This window comes from Escherichia sp. KS167_9B, from assembly GCF_030295215.1.
Lineage (GTDB): Bacteria > Pseudomonadota > Gammaproteobacteria > Enterobacterales > Enterobacteriaceae > Escherichia > Escherichia coli_F.
This window is the reverse complement of record NZ_AP025754.1, coordinates 622929-646496: the sequence shown is the minus strand read 5'-3', so window position 1 is coordinate 646496 and position 23568 is coordinate 622929. Positions and strand designations below refer to the sequence as shown.

The 23568-nt window shown below is 52.2% G+C and carries 24 protein-coding genes; 11 read left to right on the top strand and 13 right to left on the bottom strand.

Features of this window, described 5'->3' with window-relative positions:
- Positions 1–34: 34 nt before the first annotated feature.
- From glxR to allA, 5 genes are all read right to left on the bottom strand, one after another.
- Positions 35–913, bottom strand: a complete 879-nt coding sequence (gene glxR / locus QUE34_RS03025) for a 2-hydroxy-3-oxopropionate reductase (RefSeq protein WP_032302604.1) — start codon at positions 911–913, stop codon at positions 35–37.
- A gap of 99 nt (positions 914–1012) precedes the next feature.
- Entirely contained in the window at positions 1013–1789 is a 777-nt protein-coding gene (hyi, locus tag QUE34_RS03020; RefSeq protein WP_032302603.1) for a hydroxypyruvate isomerase, read from the bottom strand.
- A 12-nt stretch (positions 1790–1801) separates the two neighbouring features.
- Positions 1802–3583 (bottom strand): glyoxylate carboligase, encoded by a 1782-nt coding sequence (gcl, locus tag QUE34_RS03015; RefSeq protein WP_001342079.1) that lies wholly within the window; start codon positions 3581–3583, stop codon positions 1802–1804.
- An 89-nt stretch (positions 3584–3672) separates the two neighbouring features.
- A complete protein-coding gene (allR, locus tag QUE34_RS03010) occupies positions 3673–4488 on the bottom strand; it encodes an HTH-type transcriptional repressor AllR (RefSeq protein ID WP_000141275.1) in 816 nt (271 codons plus the stop codon).
- A gap of 77 nt (positions 4489–4565) precedes the next feature.
- Positions 4566–5048: an ureidoglycolate lyase gene (gene allA, locus QUE34_RS03005; RefSeq protein ID WP_000776388.1), complete on the bottom strand. Its 483-nt coding sequence runs from the start codon at positions 5046–5048 to the stop codon at positions 4566–4568.
- A gap of 228 nt (positions 5049–5276) precedes the next feature.
- On the opposite strand from allA, the gene allS reads away from it, so the two are divergent.
- Both allS and mnmH read left to right on the top strand, forming a co-directional pair.
- Positions 5277–6203, top strand: a complete 927-nt coding sequence (gene allS / locus QUE34_RS03000; RefSeq protein ID WP_000460134.1) for an HTH-type transcriptional activator AllS — start codon at positions 5277–5279, stop codon at positions 6201–6203.
- A 68-nt stretch (positions 6204–6271) separates the two neighbouring features.
- Positions 6272–7366: a tRNA 2-selenouridine(34) synthase MnmH gene (gene mnmH, locus QUE34_RS02995; RefSeq protein ID WP_032302601.1), complete on the top strand. Its 1095-nt coding sequence runs from the start codon at positions 6272–6274 to the stop codon at positions 7364–7366.
- 130 nt (positions 7367–7496) lie between these two features.
- On the opposite strand, the gene ybbP is transcribed toward mnmH, so the two are convergent.
- Both ybbP and ybbA read right to left on the bottom strand, forming a co-directional pair.
- Positions 7497–9911, bottom strand: a complete 2415-nt coding sequence (gene ybbP / locus QUE34_RS02990) for a putative ABC transporter permease subunit YbbP (RefSeq protein WP_032302600.1) — start codon at positions 9909–9911, stop codon at positions 7497–7499.
- On the bottom strand, positions 9908–10594 hold the full coding sequence (gene ybbA, locus QUE34_RS02985) for a putative ABC transporter ATP-binding protein YbbA (protein WP_001110573.1): 687 nt from the start codon (positions 10592–10594) through the stop codon (positions 9908–9910). Before ybbA ends, ybbP begins: the two co-directional genes overlap by 4 nt.
- Here ybbA and tesA point away from each other — a divergent pair.
- The 3 genes from tesA to cnoX are packed head-to-tail and all read left to right on the top strand — an operon-like array spanning position 10565 to position 12902.
- A complete protein-coding gene (tesA, locus tag QUE34_RS02980; protein WP_001295836.1) occupies positions 10565–11188 on the top strand; it encodes a multifunctional acyl-CoA thioesterase I/protease I/lysophospholipase L1 in 624 nt (207 codons plus the stop codon). The genes ybbA and tesA overlap by 30 nt on opposite strands.
- A complete protein-coding gene (gene ybbO / locus QUE34_RS02975) occupies positions 11178–11987 on the top strand; it encodes an NADP(+)-dependent aldehyde reductase (RefSeq protein ID WP_077756940.1) in 810 nt (269 codons plus the stop codon). The genes tesA and ybbO overlap by 11 nt, the downstream gene beginning before the upstream one ends.
- 60 nt (positions 11988–12047) lie before the next feature.
- Positions 12048–12902, top strand: coding sequence for a chaperedoxin (gene cnoX, locus QUE34_RS02970; RefSeq protein WP_105268425.1), 855 nt, complete (start codon positions 12048–12050; stop codon positions 12900–12902).
- 134 nt (positions 12903–13036) lie between these two features.
- Here cnoX and fetB read toward each other — a convergent pair whose 3' ends face one another.
- Together fetB and fetA are read right to left on the bottom strand one after the other, a co-directional pair.
- Complete coding sequence (fetB, locus tag QUE34_RS02965; RefSeq protein ID WP_032302599.1) at positions 13037–13816, bottom strand: iron efflux ABC transporter permease subunit FetB; 780 nt, start codon at positions 13814–13816, stop codon at positions 13037–13039.
- Positions 13803–14480 (bottom strand): iron efflux ABC transporter ATP-binding subunit FetA, encoded by a 678-nt coding sequence (gene fetA, locus QUE34_RS02960; protein ID WP_001157551.1) that lies wholly within the window; start codon positions 14478–14480, stop codon positions 13803–13805. The genes fetB and fetA overlap by 14 nt, the downstream gene beginning before the upstream one ends.
- A gap of 145 nt (positions 14481–14625) precedes the next feature.
- On the opposite strand from fetA, the gene QUE34_RS02955 reads away from it, so the two are divergent.
- Both QUE34_RS02955 and QUE34_RS02950 read left to right on the top strand, forming a co-directional pair.
- Positions 14626–15543, top strand: a complete 918-nt coding sequence (locus QUE34_RS02955) for an SPFH domain-containing protein (RefSeq protein ID WP_000904502.1) — start codon at positions 14626–14628, stop codon at positions 15541–15543.
- Positions 15540–15998 carry an NfeD family protein gene (locus QUE34_RS02950; protein ID WP_103253324.1) on the top strand — a complete coding sequence of 153 codons (459 nt, stop codon included), beginning with the start codon at positions 15540–15542 and terminating at the stop codon, positions 15996–15998. The genes QUE34_RS02955 and QUE34_RS02950 overlap by 4 nt, the downstream gene beginning before the upstream one ends.
- Before the next feature lie 102 nt (positions 15999–16100).
- On the opposite strand, the gene QUE34_RS02945 is transcribed toward QUE34_RS02950, so the two are convergent.
- Positions 16101–16463: a hypothetical protein gene (locus tag QUE34_RS02945; protein ID WP_001001644.1), complete on the bottom strand. Its 363-nt coding sequence runs from the start codon at positions 16461–16463 to the stop codon at positions 16101–16103.
- A gap of 367 nt (positions 16464–16830) precedes the next feature.
- On the opposite strand from QUE34_RS02945, the gene QUE34_RS02940 reads away from it, so the two are divergent.
- From QUE34_RS02940 to QUE34_RS02925, 4 genes are all read left to right on the top strand, one after another.
- Entirely contained in the window at positions 16831–17847 is a 1017-nt protein-coding gene (locus QUE34_RS02940; protein ID WP_032302597.1) for a YadA family autotransporter adhesin, read from the top strand.
- 53 nt (positions 17848–17900) lie between these two features.
- Positions 17901–18323: a hypothetical protein gene (locus QUE34_RS02935; RefSeq protein WP_001353390.1), complete on the top strand. Its 423-nt coding sequence runs from the start codon at positions 17901–17903 to the stop codon at positions 18321–18323.
- The gene (locus QUE34_RS02930) at positions 18320–18514 is read left to right on the top strand and encodes a hypothetical protein (RefSeq protein ID WP_032302596.1); all 195 of its coding nucleotides are present in this window, start codon (positions 18320–18322) and stop codon (positions 18512–18514) included. Before QUE34_RS02935 ends, QUE34_RS02930 begins: the two co-directional genes overlap by 4 nt.
- A gap of 88 nt (positions 18515–18602) precedes the next feature.
- Complete coding sequence (locus QUE34_RS02925) at positions 18603–19826, top strand: hypothetical protein (RefSeq protein WP_105268426.1); 1224 nt, start codon at positions 18603–18605, stop codon at positions 19824–19826.
- Here the strand turns inward: QUE34_RS02925 and cueR are convergent, their stop codons facing one another.
- The 3 genes from cueR to QUE34_RS02910 are packed head-to-tail and all read right to left on the bottom strand — an operon-like array spanning position 19827 to position 23565.
- The gene (gene cueR, locus QUE34_RS02920; RefSeq protein WP_001026747.1) at positions 19827–20234 is read right to left on the bottom strand and encodes a Cu(I)-responsive transcriptional regulator; all 408 of its coding nucleotides are present in this window, start codon (positions 20232–20234) and stop codon (positions 19827–19829) included. It lies immediately after the preceding gene.
- On the bottom strand, positions 20231–21406 hold the full coding sequence (locus QUE34_RS02915) for an HlyD family type I secretion periplasmic adaptor subunit (protein ID WP_105268427.1): 1176 nt from the start codon (positions 21404–21406) through the stop codon (positions 20231–20233). Before QUE34_RS02915 ends, cueR begins: the two co-directional genes overlap by 4 nt.
- Positions 21403–23565 (bottom strand): type I secretion system permease/ATPase, encoded by a 2163-nt coding sequence (locus QUE34_RS02910; RefSeq protein WP_032302594.1) that lies wholly within the window; start codon positions 23563–23565, stop codon positions 21403–21405. The genes QUE34_RS02915 and QUE34_RS02910 overlap by 4 nt, the downstream gene beginning before the upstream one ends.
- Positions 23566–23568: the final 3 nt, after the last annotated feature.

Sequence of the window (23568 nt, the reverse complement as noted above, 5' to 3'; positions counted from 1 at the left end):
CATTTTCTGATATCGGCCATTTTTATTGCGGGTATCAGGCCAGTTTATGGTTAGCCATTAATTCCAGCGCCTGCACTAACGCAGAGTGATCCAACTGGCTGCCACCGTTTGCCGCACAGGTATTAAATAACTCCTGGCAGGTCGCGGTGTTTGGCAGGTTCAGCGCCAGTGCTTTCGCACTTTGCAGTGCCAGGTTGAGATCTTTTTGGTGCAGCGCAATTTTAAAACCTGGATTAAAGGTGCGTTTAATCATGCGCTCACCGTGAACTTCCAGAATACGTGAGGAAGCAAAGCCGCCCATCAGCGCCTGCCGCACCCGTACCGGATCCGCTCCGGCTTTTGAAGCAAACAGCAGGGCTTCAGAAACCGCTTCAATATTGAGCGCCACGATAATCTGGTTTGCTACTTTGCAGGTCTGGCCGTCACCGTTACCGCCTACGAGGGTGATATTTTTACCGAGCAGTTCAAACAGCGGTTTAACACGTTCAAATACCACTTCGTCACCGCCAACCATAATCGACAACGTCCCTTCACGCGCGCCGATTTCGCCGCCAGAGACGGGTGCATCGAGATAATCACCACCCAGTTCATTCACCTGACGAGCGAAACGTTTAGTTTCGATCGGGGAAATGGAGCTCATATCAACAATGGTTTTGCCCTTCAGCGAGGCTTTGGTACAACCATTTTCACCAAACAGAACTTCTTCAACCTGTGGCGTATCCGGCACCATAATAAAAATGATGTCCGATGCTTCCGTTACCTGGCGCGCAGTTTCAACACTGACGGCACCCAGTGACAGTAATTCATCAGCAACCGGACCAATGGTTGTGACATGCAGTTGATGACCGGCACGCGCCAGATTAATGGCCATCGGTGTACCCATAATGCCTAAGCCAATAAATCCCAGTTTCATAATTAACCTCTTTTAAATTTCGCTTTTCCTGAATTCAGACAACACGATCCCCTGCCAACTTAGCGGCCTAAAAAAGCATTGCCTGAACAGCGTTACGTTTTAACGGTACGGATCCATCCAGCGTAAACCGGCTTCCGTGGTGGTTTGGGGTTTATATTCACAGCCAACCCAACCGTTGTAATCCGAATTTTCAATTACCTTAAAGAGATATTCGTAATTAATTTCTCCGGTCCCCGGTTCGCCGCGATGCGGATTATCGGCAATTTGCAGGTGACCAATTTTATCGGCCCATTGAGTCATAGTGTTGGTTAATTCACCTTCCATCCGCTGCATATGATAAATGTCATACTGAATTTTCAAATTGCAGCAACCAACATCATCAATCAATTTCAGCGCCTGCCGAGTTCCGGTGAGATGGAAACCAGGAATATCAAAATGGTTGATAGGTTCAATCAGTAATAAAATATCTTCTTTCATCAGCATATTCGCGGCATAACGCAGGTTTTCTACAAGCGTTGCGTGAATCTGTTCACTGCTGAAACCAGCCGGCGTTTTACCGACCAGACAGTTAATTTTTTTATTACCCAGCGCACGAGCATAACGAATCGCTGCTGCAACGCCATCCCGAAACTCTTCTTCACGGCCAGGAATACAGGCAATACCGCGCTCGCCCGCCGCCCAGTCACCCGCCGGTAAATTGTGCAGCGTATGTTCGAGTTTATTACTCGCCAGCACCTGTTTTAATTCTTCAATGTCGTAGTCATAAGGAAACATAAATTCAACGCCGCGAAAACCACACTGCGCTGCTTTCTCAAAACGGGCGAGAAAATCATATTCACCAAATAACATCGATAAATTCGCAGAGAAACGTAACATTATTTATCTCCCTTATTCATAGTGCATGAAGCAGGTTTCAGTCGGTGCGTCCGCTGCGTTATCGGCGATATCTTCAAATTCCATGACGTTATCCAGTTCGCTGCCCATCGAAATATTGGTCACACGCTCGAGAATAACTTCCACGACTACCGGTACCCGATATTGCGCCATTAAGGCTTTCGCCTGTTCAAAGGCCGGTGCAATATCTTCCGGTTTGAAGACCCGAATCGCTTTACAACCTAAACCTTCCGCTACTTTTACGTGGTCGACGCCGTAACCGTTCACTTCGCTGGAGTTAATATTTTCGAACGCGAGCTGTACGCAGTAATCCATATCAAACGCGCGTTGCGACTGACGAATCAGACCCAGATAGGCGTTATTCACCAGCACATGGATGTACGGAATGTTGAACTGCGCGCCAACGGCTAATTCTTCAATCAGGAACTGGAAGTCGAAGTCACCGGAAATCGCCACCACATTGCGCTCTGGATCAGCGGCACACACGCCCAGCGCCGCCGGAATGGTCCAGCCCAACGGGCCTGCCTGCCCACAGTTGATCCAGTGGCGGTCTTTAAAGACATGCAGCATTTGTGCCGCAGCGATTTGTGACAGACCAATGGTGGTGACATAACAAACATCGCGACCAAAGGCTTTGTTCATCTCTTCATACACGCGCTGCGGTTTCACCGGCACGTTGTCGAAGTGGGTTTTGCGCAGCAAAGTGCGTTTGCGCTGCTGGCAGTCGGCGACCCATTCTTTACGACACGGCAGACGACCCGCTTTTTGCATCTCCTGCGCCACTTCAACCAGTAAAGTCAGGGCAGCTTTAGCATCAGAGACAATCCCCAGATCCGGGCACAGCACGCGGCCAATTTGCGTCGGCTCAATATCGATATGGACGATTTTGCGCCCTTCGGTGTATTTCTCTACCGAACCGGTATGACGGTTGGCGAAACGGTTACCGATACCAAACACCATATCGGACGCCAGCAGCGTTGCATTACCGTAACGATGCGCGGTTTGCAGACCCACCATCCCGGCCATCAGTTCGTGGTCATCCGGAATACAGCCCCAGCCCATTAGCGTTGGGATTACCGGAACGCTGGTCAGTTCAGCAAACTGTTGTAACAGTGCAGCTGCGTCAGCATTGATGACCCCGCCCCCGGCAACAATCACCGGACGTTCAGCCTGGATTAACATTTCGACCGCTTTTTCGATCTGCATACGGCTGGCCGCTGGTTTGTAGACCGGCAACGGTTCGTACATGTCAGGATCAAACTCGATTTCCGCCACCTGAACGTCGAACGGTAAATCCACCAGTACCGGACCCGGACGACCAGAACGCATCAGGTGAAATGCCTGTTGCAACACACGAGGCACCAGTGCCGCTTCACGTACTGTAACCGCCATTTTGCTGACCGGTTTAGCGATAGCTTCGATATCTACGGCCTGGAAATCTTCTTTATGCAGACGAGCACGCGGTGCCTGACCAGTGATGCACAAAATAGGAATGGAATCAGCAGAAGCGGAATAGAGCGCGGTGATCATGTCCGTGCCCGCAGGACCGGAAGTCCCCAGACATACGCCGATATTCCCTGCCGTTGCGCGGGTATAACCTTCCGCCATGTGCGAAGCACCTTCCACATGACGCGCCAGAATGTGGCGAATACCGCCGTGCTTACGCATCGCTGAGTAGAACGGATTGATTGCAGCTCCCGGAACGCCGAAGGCGGTGGTGATACCTTCTTTCTCCAGCACATACATTGCCGCGTCAACGGCTCTCATTTTTGCCATTTTATTCCTACCTCTATTAATTGGAAAAATTTTCCAACTTTCAAATTTTGTCAAAAAAACCCGCTCCGCAGAGCGGGATGCGACAGACACTATGGATGTGCTTTCAGTCCCAACGCCGTGCTGATATCGCGGGCGGTGTCTCTGACCAGCTCACCCTGACTGACAAAACGATCTTCTGTCAGTCTTGATGAAGGCCCGGAGATGGAGATAGCGGCAACAACGCTACCTACATCATCGTAAATTGCTGAAGCTATGCAATTCAGACCTACAACATGCTCTTCTTTATCTACGGTATAGCCCAGTTCACGCGCTTGTTCCAGGTCCTTCAGCAAGGTGGGCATATCCACAAGCGTAGTTGGCGTAAACTGCTGCAAACCGGTTTGCAAGATGATGCTCATCAACTCCTCTTCCGCCAGCGGATAAAGTAGCGCTTTGCCCGCACCGGAAGCATGCAACGGCAGACGACTGCCCAGCGGCGCACACATCCTGACCATCGATTTACATTCTAACTGACCAATTAATACTGCTTCATTGCCGTTACGAATCGCGACATTGACCGTTTCGCCGGAAAGTAACATCAGGCGGCGCATAAACGGCCCGGCGACGGAGAGGACATCGCGGTTATGGATGTACGCCGCACCGACGTTAAAGACACCTAATCCTATATGCCACCAGCCTAACTGACTGTCCTGATAGACAAAATCCGCTGCCTGTAAAACCTTCAGCAAGCGAAAGGTCGTGGAGAGCGGCAAATCCAGATTGAGAGAAATATCGCTAACCGACGAACTTCCCCCACTTTTTTCCAGATATTGCAGAATCGCAATTCCCCGCTCTAACGCCTGTGCGCCCTTTTGTGCCACAGGCTCCGCCTGTCCTGGCCTGCCGCGCCGTCTAACTTCCGTCATACCTACGTTAACTCCGACCTACAAGTGAGCATAAACAATGAACAATTAATTTATCTTATGCAAGTCGGTTACAGGCGTCACGCAAAACAGAGTTCCTGTTCAGGAATACTTTCAACATCACAGTTGTCACTGCCGCCGCGATCGATGGTCAGAAAATCGGTGACGCGCTGCCAGGCGAAAAGTGGGTGATGCCAGACGTTACGATGGTAATTCACTCCCTGTTCACCGTTGGTAATAAACGCCCGCAGGGTTGACAGGTCTGGTTTGTCGTCACCTAACGCCACGACCACCACAAACACTTCCCCTTTCATCGGAATAAAGGCCTGAGTGCCCAGCGGATGACGTTCGAGTTCGTGAATGGTCAGCGGCAGATTCGCCGGTTGCGCGCGGTTAATGCTAATAAGCGTACGGTCTTGCTCAAGAATCTCAACCAGCGCCAAATCGTGGTAACGCTCCACCAGGCCATTGTTAATATGGAAAAAATCCCGTTGCTGCGTTTCGATTACGTCGCCATAAGCACTAAAGGCTTCCTGACTTAACGGTAATACCTGAAGTTTCATCTTTTTGTCCTTGTAACATAATTCCGTTCAACCACCGCCGACCGGTCAATGTGGTTCAATAACAGGCAATCTAAAACCTTAAGAGAACAACATCAATACAAAAGTTGGAATATTTTTCCAAAACTAGATTTAGTCCACAAATCACACAGGGTTATCATGTAAAAATACTGATAAATCAGAGGATAAGAAAATCACGCAACTTGCGGATTTAAAAGGGGATACCTGAAGATGTTCGATCCAGAAACCTTGCGGACTTTCATTGCGGTTGCTGAAACAGGAAGTTTTTCAAAAGCGGCAGAACGATTATGTAAAACCACGGCGACGATCAGTTATCGCATTAAACTTCTGGAAGAGAATACCGGAGTGGCGCTGTTTTTCCGCACGACTCGCAGCGTGACGTTGACAGCGGCTGGCGAGCATCTACTTTCTCAGGCCAGAGACTGGCTGAGCTGGCTGGAAAGTATGCCCAGCGAGCTGCAACAGGTGAATGATGGCGTGGAACGCCAGGTGAATATTGTCATCAACAACCTGCTCTACAACCCCCAGGCCGTCGCCCAGCTGCTGGCGTGGCTGAATGAACGTTACCCCTTTACCCAGTTTCACATCTCCCGACAAATCTATATGGGCGTCTGGGACTCGCTATTGTACGAAGGTTTTTCACTGGCTATCGGCGTCACGGGAACCGAGGCGCTGGCAAATACCTTTAGTCTTGATCCCTTAGGATCGGTGCAATGGCGCTTTGTCATGGCGGCGGATCATCCGCTGGCGAAAGTTGAAGAGCCGCTAACAGAAGCGCAGTTGCGGCGCTTTCCGGCGGTTAATATTGAAGACAGCGCTCGCACCTTAACCAAGCGCGTCGCCTGGCGTTTGCCGGGGCAAAAAGAGATTATTGTTCCCGATATGGAAACGAAAATCGCCGCCCATCTGGCGGGCGTTGGCATTGGTTTTTTGCCAAAATCACTTTGCCAGTCAATGATCGATAATCAACAATTGATCTGCCGGGTAATCCCAACGATGCGCCCTCCTTCGCCATTGAGTCTGGCATGGCGCAAATTTGGCAGTGGCAAAGCGGTAGAAGATATTGTGACCTTGTTTACTCAGCGCAGGCCGGAAATCAGCGGATTTTTAGAAATTTTCGGCAACCCACGCAGTTAAAAATCAAGTTTCCTTGCGCGTTGGCGCGTAAAATAGCGTGCAAGCTGATTTGAGGTTCACTTTTAACTATGCAAGAGAGACACACGGAACAGGACTATCGTGCCCTGCTGATTGCTGATACGCCCATTATTGATGTTCGCGCCCCCATCGAGTTTGAGCAAGGCGCAATGCCCGCCGCTATCAACCTGCCGTTAATGAATAACGATGAACGCGCCGCCGTTGGCACCTGCTACAAACAGCAAGGGTCAGACGCGGCGCTGGCGCTGGGGCATAAACTGGTGGCGGGTGAAATTCGTCAGCAGCGCATGGACGCCTGGCGGGCTGCGTGCCTGCAAAACCCGCAAGGTATTCTCTGCTGCGCCCGTGGCGGTCAACGTTCGCACATTGTGCAACGCTGGCTGCATGAAGCGGGGATTGATTATCCGCTGGTGGAAGGCGGTTATAAGGCACTGCGCCAGACGGCGATTCAGGCAACTATTGAACTGTCACACAAACCGATAGTGCTGATTGGCGGTTGTACCGGCAGCGGCAAAACGCTGTTAGTGCAACAGCAACCGAACGGTGTTGATCTGGAAGGGCTGGCGCGTCACCGCGGCTCTGCTTTTGGTCGCACGTTACAACCACAACTTAGCCAGGCGAGTTTTGAAAACCTGCTGGCTGCCGAAATGCTAAAAACCGACGCCCGTCAGGAGCTGCACCTGTGGGTGCTGGAAGACGAAAGCCGGATGATCGGTTCGAATCACCTGCCGGAATGCCTGCGCGAACGCATGACGCAGGCGGCGATTGCAGTGGTAGAAGATCCGTTTGAGATCCGTCTTGAACGCCTGAACGAAGAGTATTTCTTGCGTATGCATCATGATTTTACCCATGCGTACGGCGACGAACAGGGCTGGCAGGAGTATTGCGAATACCTGCATCACGGACTTTCGGCGATTAAGCGTCGGCTGGGGCTACAACGCTATAACGAACTGGCTGCAAGGCTGGATGCGGCGCTGACAACGCAACTCGCAACCGGTAGCACCGACGGTCATCTGGCCTGGCTGGTGCCGTTACTTGAAGAATATTACGACCCGATGTATCGCTATCAGCTTGAGAAAAAAGCGGAAAAAGTTGTCTTTCGCGGTGAGTGGGCGGAAGTGGCGGAGTGGGTGAAGTCGCGGTAATAGGCGGTATTCTGTGCACGCTGTTCATGCCGGATGCGGCGTGAACGCCTTATCCGGCCTACGGTTAAGTGCAGTTTTGTAGGCCTGATAAGACGCGCCAGCGTCGCATCAGGCAATCTAACACCTGTCATCACCCCGCAAACTGCCTGAACAGCGCCTTCCCTTTTACCAGTCGCGCGCCCAGCCAGCCGCCGCAAAGCGACAGCAGCAGCGCACCGCTGCACGGTAGCACAATCCACAATCGCCAGTCTGGCTCCCACGGGAAATCAAACACTTTCGCCTGCAACACTGCCAGTGCCGTTTCCGCACCAATTGCGGCCACCAGGCCGGATACAAACCCGAGCATGGCGAACTCACACCACAATGTCGTGCGCAGCAGTTTTTTGCCCGCACCGAGAGTGCGCCACACCACCAGCTCCTGATGACGCTGACGCATTCCCACCTGCACCTGTGCCAGCAACAGCAACATACCGCAGGCGGTGACCAGCACCACCATCACTTCCAGCGCCCGGCTTACCTGCTCCAGCACCTGACTGACCTGTTTTAAAATCGCGCCAATGTCTAACAGGCTAATGGTAGGGAACTGGCGGTTGAGTTGCGTCAACATGCCGTTGCCATTCTCCCAGCGGAAACTGGTAAGCCAGCTCTGCGGTTGCCCGTCTAATGCCCCTTCAGGGAAAATAAAATAGAAATTAGGCCGCAGACTTTCCCAGTCCACTTTGCGCAGGCTGGTCACTTTAGCGCGGAACTCCTGGGTATCGCCCATAAAAGTCACGGTATCACCGAGGGCAACGTTTAAGCGTTTCGCCAGCCCCTCTTCCATCGACACTTCATCGGCTTTTGGCGGCCAGTTACCGGCGACAATCGGATTATGATCGGGCCGCGTATTTTGCCAGGTAAGATTGAGTTCGCGATTGAGCGCCTCATCTTCATTGCCTTCTGTCGGCTTATCGTTAATCGCCGTCAACCGCGCCCGCACTACCGGATAAAACGATTCCGGGACTATTTGATGTTCCGCGAGGAACGCTTTTAGCGGCGTAACCTGTTCTGTGGCGATGTTGATTAAAAAGTAGTTCGGGCTTTCTGGCGGTAGCTGCTGTTGCCAGCGGTCGAGCAGATCGCCACGCAACACCAGCAACAGTGCCAGCAGCATAAAGGAGAGCGAAAATGCCGAAAGCTGGCTTAACGTTGACCACGGCTGACGTAACAGGCGGCTGACCGCCAGACGCAGAGGTAGCGATTTTAGCGTCAGGCGGCGAAGTACATTCAGCAGCATCCAGCCCAGCACACCGCACAGCAAAGCCAGCACTACCGCGCCCGCCAGCACTGCCCAGAGCAGCATACTGCCGCCCATCAGTCCGGCGAGCAACAGCACAACCACCACAGTGACAATAGGCAGATAAAACTTCAGCGGCCAGACGTTCGCGACCACATCATTACGCAATACGCGTAAAGGCTGCGTTGCCAACAACAAGCGGTACGGTCGTAGCCCCACCAGCAGCGAGATGACTGTCATGGTGCCCAGCGCCCACAGCCACGGCCAGAGGCTGGCTGGCGGTAATGCAGCAGGCAGAACGGGCTTGAGCAGCACCATCAACACGTTTTCGAACAACAGGCCTATCGCCCCGCCGGTAACGGCTGAAAGCGCCAGCACCATCAACCACTGGCCGACGATTAGCTTACGCAATTGCGCTCGCCCTGCTCCCAGCGTTTTGAGGATCGCCACCAAGTCGTAGCGACTGCGACAGTAATGATTCATCGCCACCGCGACCGCCGCCACCGCCAGCAGCAAGGTCAGAAGCGCCGAAAGCAGCAGGAACTGTTGCGAGCGTTCCATCGAGCGCCCCAGCGCGCCTTCGTCCTGTTCCAGACCGTACCAGCGTTGTTCTGGTTTAAGCTGTGGTAACAGCCATTTCTCATAGCCGTCGAGCTGGTTCTCGTTGCCGCCGAATTTATAGCGCCAGGTGACCCGACTCCCCGGCTGCACGGCTCCGGTTTTATCGACATCCGCCAGATTCATCATCAGACGCGGAGCCATCTGGAAGGGGTTAAAACCGGAATCCGGTTCCTGAATCACTTCTCCGGCAATCCGCAAGGTGGCATCGCCCACGTCAATGGTGTCGCCCGTTTTCAGGTTAAGCAGTGCCATCAGGCGTGGGGCCAGCAATACGCTGCCCGCCTGCGGTTTCAGGCCAGGGGGATTGGTTTGCAGATCGCCATACATCGGGTAGATATCATCCACCGCTTTAACATTCGCCAGCTGCGGTGTGTCGCCTGCAAATGTCATGGTGGCGAAAGTCAGCTGCTTGCCGACTTTCAGGCCGCGCTTTTGCGCTTCCTCCAGCCACGCTTGCGGCACTTCGCGCGAACTGCGCAACGCCCGATCGCCCGCCATAAACTCACGGCTCTGCTGGCTTAAGCCCTTCTCCATGCGATCGCTGATATTGCCCAGCGCCAGCACGCAGGCCACCGCCAGGCTTAGCGCCAGCCAGACAATTAACAGCGACGGCGAGCGCCATTCGCGCCAGAACCAACGTGCAATCATGCTTCCTCCTGCAACTGCCCGTTAACCAGTCGTAAGCAGCGATCGCAGCGTGCCGCCAGTTGCAGGTCGTGAGTCACCATAATCAACGTGGTGCCATGCTCACGGTTGAGGGAAAACAGCAGGTCGGCAATTTTATCGCCCGTCTGGCGGTCAAGATTACCGGTGGGTTCGTCGGCAAACAGCACATCAGGCCGACCATTAAAAGCTCGCGCCAGCGCCACTCGTTGCTGTTCGCCGCCGGAAAGCTGTGCCGGAAGATGATCAAGACGTTTACCCAGCCCTAACTGTTCGAGCAACGCTTTCGCCCCATTACGACTTTCCGCGCTACTTTCACCGCGCAGCAGCGCCGGAAGCTCGACGTTTTCCAGCGCGTTAAGGGTAGGAATTAACATAAATGACTGAAAAACAAAGCCTACGTGCTTCGCGCGCAACTTTGCCCGCGCTTCTTCGTCCATATTATGTAGCGGTTGTCCCACCAGACTCACTTCGCCACTGCTGCCGTCATCCAGCCCGGCGAGGATCGCCAGCAAGGTTGACTTACCCGATCCCGACTCGCCCACCAGCGCGATGGTCTCGCCACGTTTGACAACCAGCTCAACTCCGGTGAGGATGGAGAGTTCATGCTCCCCCTGACCGACGGACTTCTTAAGATGATGAACTTCAACAATGTTTTCCGCTGGCATTTGCCCTTCCTGTTCCTGGTCCTGTTAACCTTCCGTGCCGCCGCAGCGGACACGTTATTGATTCTGGGTGATAGCCTGAGCGCCGGGTATCGAATGTCTGCCAGCGCGGCCTGGCCTGCCTTGTTGAATGATAAGTGGCAGAGTAAAACGTCGGTAGTTAATGCCAGCATCAGCGGCGACACCTCGCAACAAGGGCTGGCGCGCCTTCCGGCTCTGCTGAAACAGCATCAGCCGCGCTGGGTGCTGGTTGAACTGGGCGGCAATGACGGTTTGCGTGGTTTTCAGCCACAGCAAACCGAGCAAACGCTGCGCCAGATTTTGCAGGATGTCAAAGCCGCCAACGCTGAACCATTGTTAATGCAAATACGTCTGCCTGCAAACTATGGTCGCCGTTATAATGAAGCCTTTAGCGCCATTTACCCCAAACTCGCCAAAGAGTTTGATGTTCCGCTGCTGCCCTTTTTTATGGAAGAGGTCTACCTCAAGCCACAATGGATGCAGGATGACGGCATTCATCCCAACCGCGACGCCCAGCCGTTTATTGCCGACTGGATGGCGAAGCAGTTGCAGCCTTTAGTAAATCATGACTCATAAAGCAACGGAGATCCTGACAGGTAAAGTTATGCAAAAATCGGTCTTAATTACCGGATGTTCCAGTGGAATTGGCCTGGAAAGCGCGCTCGAATTAAAACGCCAGGGTTTTCATGTGCTGGCCGGTTGCCGGAAACCGGATGATGTTGAGCGCATGAACAATATGGGATTCACCGGAGTGTTGATCGATCTGGATTCGCCAGAAAATATTGATCGCGCAGCCGACGAAGTGATCGCCCTGACCGATAATTGTCTGTATGGGATCTTTAACAATGCCGGATTCGGCATGTATGGCCCCCTTTCCACCATCAGCCGCGCGCAGATGGAACAGCAGTTTTCTGCCAACTTTTTCGGCGCACACCAGCTCACCATGCGCCTGTTACCCGCTATGTTACCGCACGGTGAAGGGCGTATTGTGATGACCTCATCGGTGATGGGATTAATCTCCACGCCGGGTCGCGGCGCTTACGCAGCCAGTAAATATGCGCTGGAGGCGTGGTCAGACGCACTGCGCATGGAGCTGCGCCACAGCGGAATTAAAGTTAGTCTGATCGAACCCGGTCCTATTCGCACTCGCTTCACCGACAACGTCAACCAGACGCAAAGTGATAAACCAGTCGAAAATCCTGGCATCGCCGCCCGCTTTACGTTGGGACCGGAAGCGGTGGTCGACAAAGTGCGCCATGCTTTTATTAGCGAGAAGCCGAAGATGCGCTATCCGGTAACGCTGGTGACCTGGGCAGTAATGGTGCTTAAGCGCCTGCTGCCGGGGCGCGTGATGGACAAAATATTGCAGGGGTGAGTTGAAGCGCGCGCTTAAGCCCCCATGTCAAAGAAAATATCGACAACAGAGAGCGACTCCATGTCCGTAGAAAATATTGTCAACATTAACGAATCTAATCTGCAACAGGTTCTTGAACAGTCGATGACCACACCGGTGCTGTTCTATTTTTGGTCTGAACGTAGCCAGCACTGTTTGCAGTTAACCCCAATTCTGGAAAGCCTCTCGGCGCAGTACAACGGGCAATTTATTCTGGCGAAGCTGGACTGCGACGCGGAGCAAATGATTGCCGCGCAGTTTGGTCTGCGCGCGATCCCGACCGTGTATCTGTTCCAGAACGGGCAACCGGTAGACGGATTCCAGGGGCCACAACCGGAAGAAGCGATCCGCGCCCTGCTGGATAAAGTGCTGCCGCGCGAAGAAGAACTGAAAGCGCAGCAGGCAATGCAGCTGATGCAGGAAGGAAATTACACCGACGCCCTGCCATTGCTGAAAGACGCCTGGCAGTTGTCGAATCAAAACGGGGAGATCGGCCTGCTGCTGGCAGAAACGCTGATTGCGCTGAACCGTTCTGAGGATGCAGCAGCCGTGCTGAAAACCATTCCTTTGCAGGATCAGGACACCCGCTACCAGGGGCTGGTGGCGCAAATCGAACTGCTGAAGCAGGCGGCTGATACGCCGGAAATTCAACAGCTACAACAGCAGGTAGCGGAGAATCCAGAAGATGCCGCACTGGCGACGCAACTGGCACTGCAACTGCATCAGGTTGGGCGCAATGAAGAGGCACTGGAGTTGCTGTTTGGGCATCTGCGTAAAGATCTCACCGCAGCAGACGGTCAGACACGTAAAACGTTCCAGGAGATCCTTGCTGCGCTGGGTACGGGTGATGCACTGGCGTCGAAGTATCGCCGCCAACTGTATGCGTTGTTGTATTGATTTTCCGTTGAAATGCGATGTGCTGGTTTGTAGGCCTGATAAGACGCGCCAGCGTCGCATCAGGCATCCGCGCATAGCCGCCGGATGCGGCGTGAACGCCTTATCCGGCCTACCAAACCGTGCTAATTCAATATTTATTTCTTCGTCAATTGCGTCACCACCAACTGGTGGCGCGAATTATAAAACTTACGATAGGTTAAATAGCAGGCAATAATGGTCGACAAGCTGGCGGTTGAGAGCAGCATAAAGGTCACCATAATCTGATATTTAATCGCCTTCACCGGATCAATCCCGGCAAATATCAGCCCGGACATCATTCCCGGTAAACTCACTAAGCCAACCGTTTTTGCTGAATCGACCGTCGGAATTAAAGCCGCGCGAATACTGTCGCGAATCAATATCGCTGAAGCCTGTTTCGGCGTCGCGCCAAGACTCAGTTTCTCCTGAATCTGTTGTTGTTCGCTAATCACCCGTTGCCCTAAATTGTTATAACACAGCCCTACCGCCACCATCGCGTTACCAGCAATCATCCCGGCAATAGGAATCACCTGCATCGGGATAAACTCAATCGACCCTGAGAGTATCAGCACCGCCAGGGTAATTCCCGCCCCGACCGTAATAGCAATAAACGATGAAACAAAGGCTTTAGCAATATATTTACTGCGTTTTTGCGCATTCCACGCCGCATTAAAGCAGATAAATAACACCATCAATAATGTCAGGCTGGTATCATCCACGCTGAAAATATACTTCAGCACATAGCCGACAATAATCAGCTGAATTATAGCGCGCCCGACGCTCCAGAGAATATCTTTCTCCAGCGCCAGTTTTTCTTTATGGCTAATTAAGATTGCCACCACCACCAGCATTAATGCCAGTGCTAATGATTCGTTAGTAATATTATGCGAGTTCATAGCGTGCTTCCTGCATTTCTCCGGCATGCGGTTGCAGTGTAATCACTTTATCCGCATGATTAATTTCGTCTTTATCGTGTGTCACCCACAGCACGGCAATATTTTGCTCGCGCACATAACGGTGGATCATCTCATTGACGTTATGTTTATTACTTTCATCCAGTGCACTGGTGATTTCGTCGAGCAATAATACCTTTGGCATAAATTGCAGGTTACGAATCAATGAGATGCGTTGTTTTTCACCACCAGATAGCTCGGCGATATTCTTTGTCAAAATGCTGTCCGGCAAAGCGAAGCGTTCGAGAAAATCGAGAAAAATGGCTGGGTCAGGCTGCTGGTTACGGATCTGCCAGGGAAAGATCAGATTATCGTATACCGTATCGCCAAACAGCGTCGGCGTCTGGGCGCAGTAAGATACTTGCTGGCGGTAGATTTCTGGCTTGAGTGTACTGACATCCTCACCTTCAAACAGCAACGTTCCGCTGGTTGGGCTGATTAATGAAGCAACAATTTTCAGCAGCGTACTTTTGCCACAACCGGAAGGGCCGGTAATTAACTTAAATTCGCCAGCACGTAGCGAAAAATTGATGTTATTAAGAATCTTCGTATCACCCGCCAGATATCCTACGTTTTGTAGCTGAAGCAAAGGACTATTTTCCTGCATCGCTGTTCCCTTTTTCTGATTTTTACTAAAAACAGTTTATCCTTCGCAGGAATAAGGGGGAACTCTCTTTCAGTAATCAGGTATAATTTGTTTAATCAAGCAGCAATTTTGCTGATTATGGACGGTACAACAGGAGGTTTTTCCGATGCTTATCTTTATCCCGATTCTCATTTTTGTCGCGCTGGTCATTGTTGGCGCGGGAGTCAAAATCGTGCCGCAGGGCTATCAGTGGACAGTAGAACGTTTTGGTCGCTATACCAAAACGTTACAGCCGGGGCTCAGTCTGGTCGTGCCGTTTATGGATCGCATTGGTCGTAAGATCAATATGATGGAGCAAGTGCTCGATATCCCTTCTCAGGAAGTTATCTCGAAAGATAACGCCAACGTTACGATCGACGCGGTCTGTTTTATTCAGGTAATTGATGCCCCGCGCGCGGCTTATGAAGTCAGCAATCTGGAGCTGGCGATCATCAATCTGACCATGACTAACATCCGTACCGTACTGGGTTCAATGGAACTTGACGAAATGCTCTCCCAGCGCGACAGCATCAACTCACGCCTGCTGCGTATTGTCGATGAGGCCACCAACCCGTGGGGGATTAAAGTCACCCGTATTGAAATTCGCGACGTGCGCCCACCGGCAGAGCTTATCTCTTCGATGAACGCGCAGATGAAAGCGGAACGTACCAAACGCGCTTACATCCTTGAAGCGGAAGGGATCCGTCAGGCGGAAATCCTCAAAGCCGAAGGTGAAAAACAGTCGCAAATCCTGAAAGCGGAAGGTGAACGTCAGTCGGCATTCTTACAGGCCGAAGCGCGTGAACGTTCTGCCGAAGCGGAAGCCCGCGCCACCAAAATGGTGTCTGAAGCCATCGCCTCCGGTGATATTCAGGCGGTGAACTACTTCGTAGCGCAGAAATACACCGAAGCGTTACAACAGATCGGTTCGTCCAGTAACAGCAAAGTAGTGATGATGCCATTAGAGGCCAGCAGCCTGATGGGGTCGATTGCCGGGATTGCTGAACTGGTGAAAGACAGCGCCAACAAGCGGACTCAGCCATGATGGAGTTAATGGTCGTTCACCCACATATTTTCTGGCTCAGTCTCGGCGGGTTGCTGCTGGCTGCCGAAATGCTGGGCGGCAATGGTTATCTGTTGTGGAGCGGCGTGGCAGCGGTGATTACCGGCCTGGTGGTCTGGTTGCTGCCGCTGGGCTGGGAGTGGCAAGGGGTGATGTTTGCCATCCTGACGCTGCTCGCTGCCTGGCTGTGGTGGAAATGGTTGTCGCGGCGGGTGCGCGAACAAAAGCACAGCGACAGTCATTTAAACCAGCGCGGGCAGCAGTTGATTGGCCAACGTTTTGTTCTGGAATCTCCGCTGGTCAACGGGCGCGGTCATATGCGCGTCGGTGACAGTTCATGGCCCGTCAGCGCCAGCGAGGATCTCAGTGCAGGTACGCATGTTGAGGTGATTGCGATAGAAGGGATAACGCTGATTATCCGTGCGGTCATCGCCTGATGCGACGCTGGCGCGTCTTATCATGCCTACAAAATATGCCCGAATCGTAGGCCAGATAAGGCGCTTGCGCCGCATCCGGCATATAGCCGAGTAGAGGCAAAATTACTCTTCCCGGCCTTTACCCATACTTTTTTGGTCTTCATCCGGATAATGTTTTTTTAGATATTCCAGGACGTTTTTATTGACCTTGTGTTGCGTATACACCCACCCTTTCCAGTAATCAGGCTGGTCCAGGTAAACTTCTGGCGGAATGGTGAAATCAGAAAGCGTTAACCATTCGGCTAACAGATCGGGGTTTCGTTTCTGGATCAACTGCAACAGCATAATCAGTGACATAGCTGAGGCAGGAGCCGTACTATCGCCACTTAAATATTTCCACACTGTTGACCGGTTCGAACGAAAAAGGATGGGAAGCAATGCCCGGTCCAGATTCATTTCATTAAAAATCTTCTCAAATTCATTCATTTAAATGTTCCTGCCTGGCGTAAACCTCTTAAAAATTGAGATTTATCAAAGAAACGCATTTTAGCACACATCAGGAACCGCTTCACGTTTAGTCCAGAAACAGAATTTATTTCGCTTATCAAAACAAGTCTTTACTCTTTTATACATTGAAAGAGCACGAAATAATTTCCTTTTTTATTTATATGAGAAACATTTTTTGTTTCTTATTGGTGGTGTTTACGCTTACACCAGACAAAAATGCGCTTTACATCACACAAATGGCGGCGTAGATTTCGATCATATTGCAACGTATTTTATTTCTTATTAACAATATTATTTGTTTCTTATAGAAACATTAATGCGACTTATTTTAAACAAGAGAAAATGAATGAAAACTGTAAACGTAGCTTTACTGGCACTCATAATTTCAGCAACATCCAGCCCTATTGTTTTAGCTGGTGATACCATTGAAGCGGCGGCAACAGAGCTTTCAGCCATTAACTCTGGCATGTCGCAATCGGAGATTGAGCAGAAGATTACCCGCTTTTTAGAACGCACCGACAACAGCCCCGCTGCATATACCTATTTGACTGAACATCACTACATCCCTTCTGAAACACCTGATACCACTCAGACTCCCCCTGCCCAGACAGATCCTGACGCAGGACAAAAAACCGTTGCCGCTACAGGTGATGTACAGACAACCGCCCGTTATCAGAGCATGATCAACGCCCGACAGTCTGCGGTAACTGATGCCCAGCAAACGCAAATTACAGAGCAACAGGCGCAGATCGTAGCCACACAAAAAACGCTCGCCGCGACTGGAGATACGCAAAATACTGCGCATTATCAGGAGATGATTAATGCCAGACTGGCGGCTCAAAATGAGGCTAATCAGCGCACTACCACGGAACAAGGGCAGAAAATGAATGCACTGACAACCGATGTGGCAGCACAACAGCAAAAAGAAAGGGCTCAATACGATAAACAAATGCAAAGTCTGGCGCAGAAGTCTGTCCAGGCACATGAGCAAATTGAAAGTCTGAGACAAGATTCCGCACAAACGCAACAACAGTTAACCAACACGCAAAAACGGGTCGCAGATAACAGCCAACAAATTAACACGCTCAATAACCATTTCGATTCGCTGAAAAACGAAGTTGAGGACAATCGTAAAGAAGCCAATGCGGGAACTGCATCTGCCATCGCTATCGCCTCACAACCACAGGTGAAAACCGGTGACTTGATGATGGTGTCAGCGGGAGCGGGAACGTTCAACGGTGAATCTGCGGTGTCTGTAGGAACATCTTTTAATGCCGGAACGCATACGGTACTTAAAGCAGGTATTTCTGCGGATACACAATCTGATTTCGGTGCGGGTGTCGGCGTGGGATATTCGTTCTAATTTTAACAGCAATTTCTTATTCGCAATTTTCCGCACATTATTTAAGGTTAACAATGATGAATAGCTCCATTAAATCGTTTTCCCTGCTGGCGGTTATATTACTGGCTGGCTGTAGTTCACCCACTTCCCGCATCGCAGATTGCCAAGCGCAGGGAGTCAGTCATGACACCTGTTATCTCGCAGAACAACAGCGTCAGGCGGCTATTTTAAGTGCATCAGAAGCACAGGCATTTAAAAATGCAGAAGCCGCACAACATGCCCAGGCCGCTAAAAAATCTATTTATAAAGGATTTGGCGTCACCTTCAGAATGAGCAGTAAGAACTTTGCTTATCTCAATGATTCATTATGTGCCATAGATGAAGATAATGCCGATGCCACGGTTTATCAGTCGGGTCTGTATAACGTCATTGTTTATCATCACACAGGAAAAGTCGCCTTAATGAAAGAAGGCCAGTTTGTGGGTTATTTAAAATGAAACTCACGCTTATACATATTATGATTATTGGCGCTTTTATCTTTGCATTCTTGCAAGTGGTATTATTAGCCTCCCTGGTTCACGCTGTGAATGTTAACAATGAAATCCAGGAAGGCTTATTTCAATCGGGGCGCATAATGGTAGAAAGTTTGCAGCATATTCTTTCGGTGCAAACGGGGATTAATGGGTAAGGATACCGTTACCATTTCCAGAGCAATAGTCACCAGCGTAATTTTCTGGCACAGTTCAGGGAACTGAAATTTTGGCTAAGGAGTAGCCATGCTTTTTCCCTGTCGAAAACCTGAAGTACGTCTACTGAATAATACCGCTGCAGGCGTCATTTTTTCGGTGAAGTCCGGGAAAGGATTTCTGTGTCAGTGTGTGATTTACGATCCGCACCCTTATGGGCTTATCCGTTCGCTCTGCTGGCAGGATGTCCCGTTAATACGTTTCTGGTCCGAGGCTGGCTGCCCCACCTGTGCGGAATTTGTCTACAGCGGTTTTGCGGATGATGAACAGGGAGCCGCCCGGTTTTTGTCTGCTCTCGAAAACTGGAATCGCCCGTGGTCTGGCATGACGGACGCTTTTGCCGCGCTGACACCGCTGTTCTCATGCATGGCTGATGGCTATTATCTGCTCGAAGATCGTGAACTTTACCCGACGGATGGCAACGGGCATTTCTTTTGGGCGGCAACGGACCATAGCGCCAGTAATCCGGCGACCGTTGCCGTCTGGGATCCTGAATATTGCTATTTCAGTGACACCGCCCCCTGTTTTCTTCTACCCGGCCAGCCGCCATCACATTTTAATCCTGAGCGTACGACGTTTTATCGCAATAAACCGGACGCCCGCGCTCTGGCCTGGTATCTCCCTGATTCCTATCTCTGCGTTCTGCTCGACGGACACCATAAAGCAACAGCCGCCGCGCTGGAAGGGCGACCGCTCAAAACACTGGTGCTCAGCACGGCAACCCATTTTAATGATGAGCAACAAACCCTGGTATTTCCTGGCGGAGAATGTCTGCACAAAACAGAGCTGCTGTGTCACGTTCCCAAACTCACTGAATGGAAAACATTACCGCCCAACGCATGGGAGAGTTTCGGCCCTGATAAGCACATCAGCCCATCCGAAACCTGGTCAGAAGAGTTGCAGCAGAGCGTCAGCCGGTACCCTTCACTGGATCAAGCCTGGCAAATTGTTGAGGCCGGGAATTTGAGCGAAGCTCGTATTAAGCGCATGATCCAACAAGGTTTGGAGGGGGATGAAAAGGCTGATGTTATTTTGCAGGCACTGTTTTCCACACACTCGCCGCTTTTTGTTGACTTTGCTCGATTCGTTATCAGCCATCCGGCATACGCCATTTATCGCCCTCTCACCTTCCGGTTGATGGCGCAAAACCGAACGCCGCAAGCAGATGCCTTTTTTCTGGATTTTGCCATCAACGATGACGGCGAACGTCCGGAGTTGACGAAAATAATGGACGACTATTTCCGTATGCCTTAATTACCCCGCCCGATGATGACAGCAGCCAGAGAGATTTTCGATAATCGGGCAGTCGGCGCTGTCATCGCCAGGGCAGGCATTCGCCAGCGCCAGTAGCTGGTCGCGCATGGATTGCAGCTCCTCAATGTGTCGTTCGATCTCCGCCACTTTCTCCAGGGTGCGCCGTTTTACATCGGCGCTGTGACGCTGCGGGTCGTTAAACAGATTCACCAGTTCGCCGCTCTCTTCCAGGTTAAAGCCCACCTGGCGCGCCTGGCGCAGTAAGGTCAGTTCGTTGAGATGCTGCTGCGTGTAGGTTCGATAACCATTTTCGCTGCGCATCGGCGGCGTCACCAGCCCCTTTTCTTCATAGAAGCGAATGGCTTTGCTGGTCAGGCCGGTAATTTTTGCTACATCGCTAATGTTCATCGTTCGCGCAACGCCTCCTGTGCTTTGTTAAAGGGTTTCAACAGATAATCCAGCACGCTTTTTTTGCCAGTGCGGATATCGACCGTCGCCACCATACCGGGAAATATCGGAAACTGCTGTTTGCTTTTATTTTCCAGATGGTTGCTGAAAGTGCGAATGTACACCCGATAGTAATAAACATCGCGCCGCACTTCATCCTGTACAGTGTCCGGTGAAATCACCGCCACTTCCCCTGGCAGGCCGCCGTAGATGGAGTAATCGTAAGCGGTTATTTTCACCAGCGATTTTTGCCCCGGATGGATAAACGCCACATCGCGGGGGGAGATTTTTGCCTCGATCAACAGTTGCTCATCCAGCGGCACGATAGTCATGAGTTTACCACCGGGGGCGATGACGCCGCCAACCGTGGTGACGTCAATGTCCTGAACAATGCCTCGCACCGGCGCAGTAAAGTTGAGCCGGGTGAGAGAATCTTCCCGCCCGCGGATCACCGAACGCTGGGTTTCCACTTCCGCATTGGCTTTCGCTAACTCTTCGCGCGCTTGTACGTAGTATTGCGTACGCACGTCGCTAAGTTTGTTTTCCAGTTCATTGGCCTGGCGTTGCAGGCGCAGCACTTCAACGCTGCTCGCCGCCCCCTGTTTCACCAGCGGCTGGGTCATCGCCAGTTCGCGGTTGACCAGGCTAATCCCCTGCGTCAGCCCGGTGGTGGCTTTGTTCAACCCGTCGCGGCGAGTGTTATATAACGCCGATTCCGACTCGATAAGTTCGGGGAATTTATTCAGTTCGTCAGGGAAGACCAGCGGTTTATTGCTCACTTCTGCCCGCAGCCGCGCCGAGGTTGCCAGCGCCGCATACAGCCGCGACATCGCTTCCTGGACGTCGGATTCCGTTTTGGTGCGGTTAAGCTGCGCCAGCGGCTGCCCCTGTTCGACAATATCGCCAACCTTCACGTCGAGATGATACAAAATCCCGCCTTCCAGCGACTGCACCACCTGTTCGCGTCCAGAAGGTTCTACCGTGCCGCTGCCGGTGGTGACTTCATCAAGCTGGAAGTACCACGCCCAGCCGAGAAAACAGAGCAGCATCACAGCGGTAACGCGTACCGCCAGCGCCGAACGCGGCAAGCGGGGTTCAGTCAGGCCACGGTTGTATTGCAGTTGTCCGTTCATGCAGCAGACCCCTTATTCTTCTCCTGCAACACCACCCGTCGCGCCGTGGGTTCGCTCTGTTCACGCAAAATGGCCTCTTTCGCGCCATCCATCACAATCCGCCCCTGATCCATCACGATAATGCGGTCCACCAGTTGCAGCATCGCCGTGCGGTGAGTGGCGATGACCAGCGTGCGATGCCCAATCCACTGTTTTAGTTGTTCAATTAAATACGCTTCCGCCATTTCATCCAGCGAGGCGCTGGGTTCATCGAGCAGGACGATGTTGGGTTGAGAGATGAGGAGCCGCGCCAGCAGCAGCGTTTGCCGCTGGCCGCCAGAAAGACCAAATCCCCCTTCCTGAATCATGTAGTTAAGGCCGTTTTTCTGCTTCTGCACAAACGGCAGCGCCCCGCTGAGGGTTAATGCGCGTTCGATATCTTCATCGCTGGCCTCCGGCATCCCCATGGTGAGGTTTTCCCGCAGCGAACCGAAGAACAGTCGCCCGGTCTGGCTGAGCAGCCCCATGTCGCGACGCAGATCTGCCGGATCAAGCTGCCCGATGCTGATGTTATCCAGCAGCACCTGCCCCTGCTGGGCGATACGCATTCCGGCGAGCATTTGCAGTAGCGTTGATTTACCCGCGCCGTTGCGCCCGAGAATGGCGATTTTCTCACCGGCCTGAATGTTGAGTTTGCCAATCGCTACATCGGCAATTTTCTCTTCTTCGTCGTAATAAAACACCGCGTTGCTAAACTGATAATTACCGTGCAGTACCGCTTTATGCACCAGTTTGCCGTGCTCCGGCTGATCCACCGGGCGCTTCATCAGTTCATCAAGCCCGTTACGCGCCACTTTCGCCTGCTGCCAGCGCGAAAGCACGCCGGATATCTGCGACAGCGGCGCGATGGTGCGCGAAGCCAGAATCGTCGTTCCGACCAGCGCGCCGGTGGTCATGTCGCCGCTCATCACCATAAAGCAGCCCACCAACAGCACCACCACATAGACGATGGATTGCACTTCCTGCGTCCAGGTGAGCAGCAGCCCGGTGAGAAAACGTTGCTTCATGCTGATAGATGACGCCACGTCGTTGGTGTGATTCCACTGATTCTGGAAACGCTGTTCAGCACGCAGCAGTTTAATGTCTTCAATCGACTGCACGGCCTCGACAAGCGTAGCGTTGCGCACTGCCGATTCGCGCATCCCTTCGTTCGCCAGCCGCGCCAGCGGGCGTTGTACCAGCAGGCCGGGGATCACCAGCAACGGCAGCGCCAGCAAAACAACCAGCACCAGCCAGCCGCCGATCATCCACAGAATAAAAACAAACAGCAGGAAGAATGGCAGATCCGCTACCGCGCCAATGGTGGTGGAGGTGATCAGCTCCCGCACCGATTCCAGTTCGCGGATCTGTGAGATAAACGATCCGGTGGATTTCGATCGCACGTTATTTTTCAGCCGTAATGCGTGACCAAACACGCGATCCGAAATACGCAGATCCGCCCGTTTGCCGATCACATCGGAAAGGTGTGTGCGCACCATGCGCATACAGAACTCAAACAGGATCGCCATCATCACCCCGGCGAACAGCACCCATAGCGTCGGGTAGGACTGCGCCGGAACAACGCGGTCGTAAACCTGCATCGAGAAAATCATCGCCGCCAGCGCCAGCACGTTCGCCACCAGCGAGGCCAGCATAATATCGCCGTAGCGCCGCCAGTCTTTTAGCGAAAGATTCCAGAACCAGTTAGCCTGATACGGGCGAATGTAGTCATCCACCCGCGCATCGGGAATGGCGCTGAGCGGTCGTAGCAGCGCCAGTTCAACGATTTTGTCTTCTATATCCGTGACGTTTAGCGTAGTTTCCAGCCCTTCGTCACCGCTGAACTGAACGCTGATATTGTCGTGATTGTCGCGGCGGGTGATAACGCCAATCTGTTGATTATCAAACACCGCGATCAGCGGCAGCCGCCAGGGGTTAAGCGAATCAGCGGAAAATTCTACCAGCCGTAGCCCCATTCCCAGTTGCCGCGCCATGTCGGTGAGCAACTCTTCCCGCTTGCTGTCGCGCTCCCAGTTGACGGTCGCGCGCACATTCTCCTGGGAAAAATCGAGGCGGTAATAGCGCGCCACGGCGATCATCGCCTCCAGCCAGGCTTCCACGGACTGGGCATTTTTTTTCATTCT

What these genes read in the sequence shown, in the direction of transcription:
- glxR (WP_032302604.1), bottom strand. Translation starts at nt 913, where the DNA reads ATGAAACTGGGATTTATTGGCTTAGGCATTATGGGTACACCGATGGCC.
- hyi (WP_032302603.1), bottom strand. Translation starts at nt 1,789, where the DNA reads ATGTTACGTTTCTCTGCGAATTTATCGATGTTATTTGGTGAATATGAT.
- gcl (WP_001342079.1), bottom strand. Translation starts at nt 3,583, where the DNA reads ATGGCAAAAATGAGAGCCGTTGACGCGGCAATGTATGTGCTGGAGAAA.
- allR (WP_000141275.1), bottom strand. Translation starts at nt 4,488, where the DNA reads ATGACGGAAGTTAGACGGCGCGGCAGGCCAGGACAGGCGGAGCCTGTG.
- allA (WP_000776388.1), bottom strand. Translation starts at nt 5,048, where the DNA reads ATGAAACTTCAGGTATTACCGTTAAGTCAGGAAGCCTTTAGTGCTTAT.
- allS (WP_000460134.1), top strand. Translation starts at nt 5,277, where the DNA reads ATGTTCGATCCAGAAACCTTGCGGACTTTCATTGCGGTTGCTGAAACA.
- mnmH (WP_032302601.1), top strand. Translation starts at nt 6,272, where the DNA reads ATGCAAGAGAGACACACGGAACAGGACTATCGTGCCCTGCTGATTGCT.
- ybbP (WP_032302600.1), bottom strand. Translation starts at nt 9,911, where the DNA reads ATGATTGCACGTTGGTTCTGGCGCGAATGGCGCTCGCCGTCGCTGTTA.
- tesA (WP_001295836.1), top strand. Translation starts at nt 10,565, where the DNA reads ATGAACTTCAACAATGTTTTCCGCTGGCATTTGCCCTTCCTGTTCCTG.
- ybbA (WP_001110573.1), bottom strand. Translation starts at nt 10,594, where the DNA reads ATGCCAGCGGAAAACATTGTTGAAGTTCATCATCTTAAGAAGTCCGTC.
- ybbO (WP_077756940.1), top strand. Translation starts at nt 11,178, where the DNA reads ATGACTCATAAAGCAACGGAGATCCTGACAGGTAAAGTTATGCAAAAA.
- cnoX (WP_105268425.1), top strand. Translation starts at nt 12,048, where the DNA reads ATGTCCGTAGAAAATATTGTCAACATTAACGAATCTAATCTGCAACAG.
- fetB (WP_032302599.1), bottom strand. Translation starts at nt 13,816, where the DNA reads ATGAACTCGCATAATATTACTAACGAATCATTAGCACTGGCATTAATG.
- fetA (WP_001157551.1), bottom strand. Translation starts at nt 14,480, where the DNA reads ATGCAGGAAAATAGTCCTTTGCTTCAGCTACAAAACGTAGGATATCTG.
- QUE34_RS02955 (WP_000904502.1), top strand. Translation starts at nt 14,626, where the DNA reads ATGCTTATCTTTATCCCGATTCTCATTTTTGTCGCGCTGGTCATTGTT.
- QUE34_RS02950 (WP_103253324.1), top strand. Translation starts at nt 15,540, where the DNA reads ATGATGGAGTTAATGGTCGTTCACCCACATATTTTCTGGCTCAGTCTC.
- QUE34_RS02945 (WP_001001644.1), bottom strand. Translation starts at nt 16,463, where the DNA reads ATGAATGAATTTGAGAAGATTTTTAATGAAATGAATCTGGACCGGGCA.
- QUE34_RS02940 (WP_032302597.1), top strand. Translation starts at nt 16,831, where the DNA reads ATGAAAACTGTAAACGTAGCTTTACTGGCACTCATAATTTCAGCAACA.
- QUE34_RS02935 (WP_001353390.1), top strand. Translation starts at nt 17,901, where the DNA reads ATGATGAATAGCTCCATTAAATCGTTTTCCCTGCTGGCGGTTATATTA.
- QUE34_RS02930 (WP_032302596.1), top strand. Translation starts at nt 18,320, where the DNA reads ATGAAACTCACGCTTATACATATTATGATTATTGGCGCTTTTATCTTT.
- QUE34_RS02925 (WP_105268426.1), top strand. Translation starts at nt 18,603, where the DNA reads ATGCTTTTTCCCTGTCGAAAACCTGAAGTACGTCTACTGAATAATACC.
- cueR (WP_001026747.1), bottom strand. Translation starts at nt 20,234, where the DNA reads ATGAACATTAGCGATGTAGCAAAAATTACCGGCCTGACCAGCAAAGCC.
- QUE34_RS02915 (WP_105268427.1), bottom strand. Translation starts at nt 21,406, where the DNA reads ATGAACGGACAACTGCAATACAACCGTGGCCTGACTGAACCCCGCTTG.
- QUE34_RS02910 (WP_032302594.1), bottom strand. Translation starts at nt 23,565, where the DNA reads ATGAAAAAAAATGCCCAGTCCGTGGAAGCCTGGCTGGAGGCGATGATC.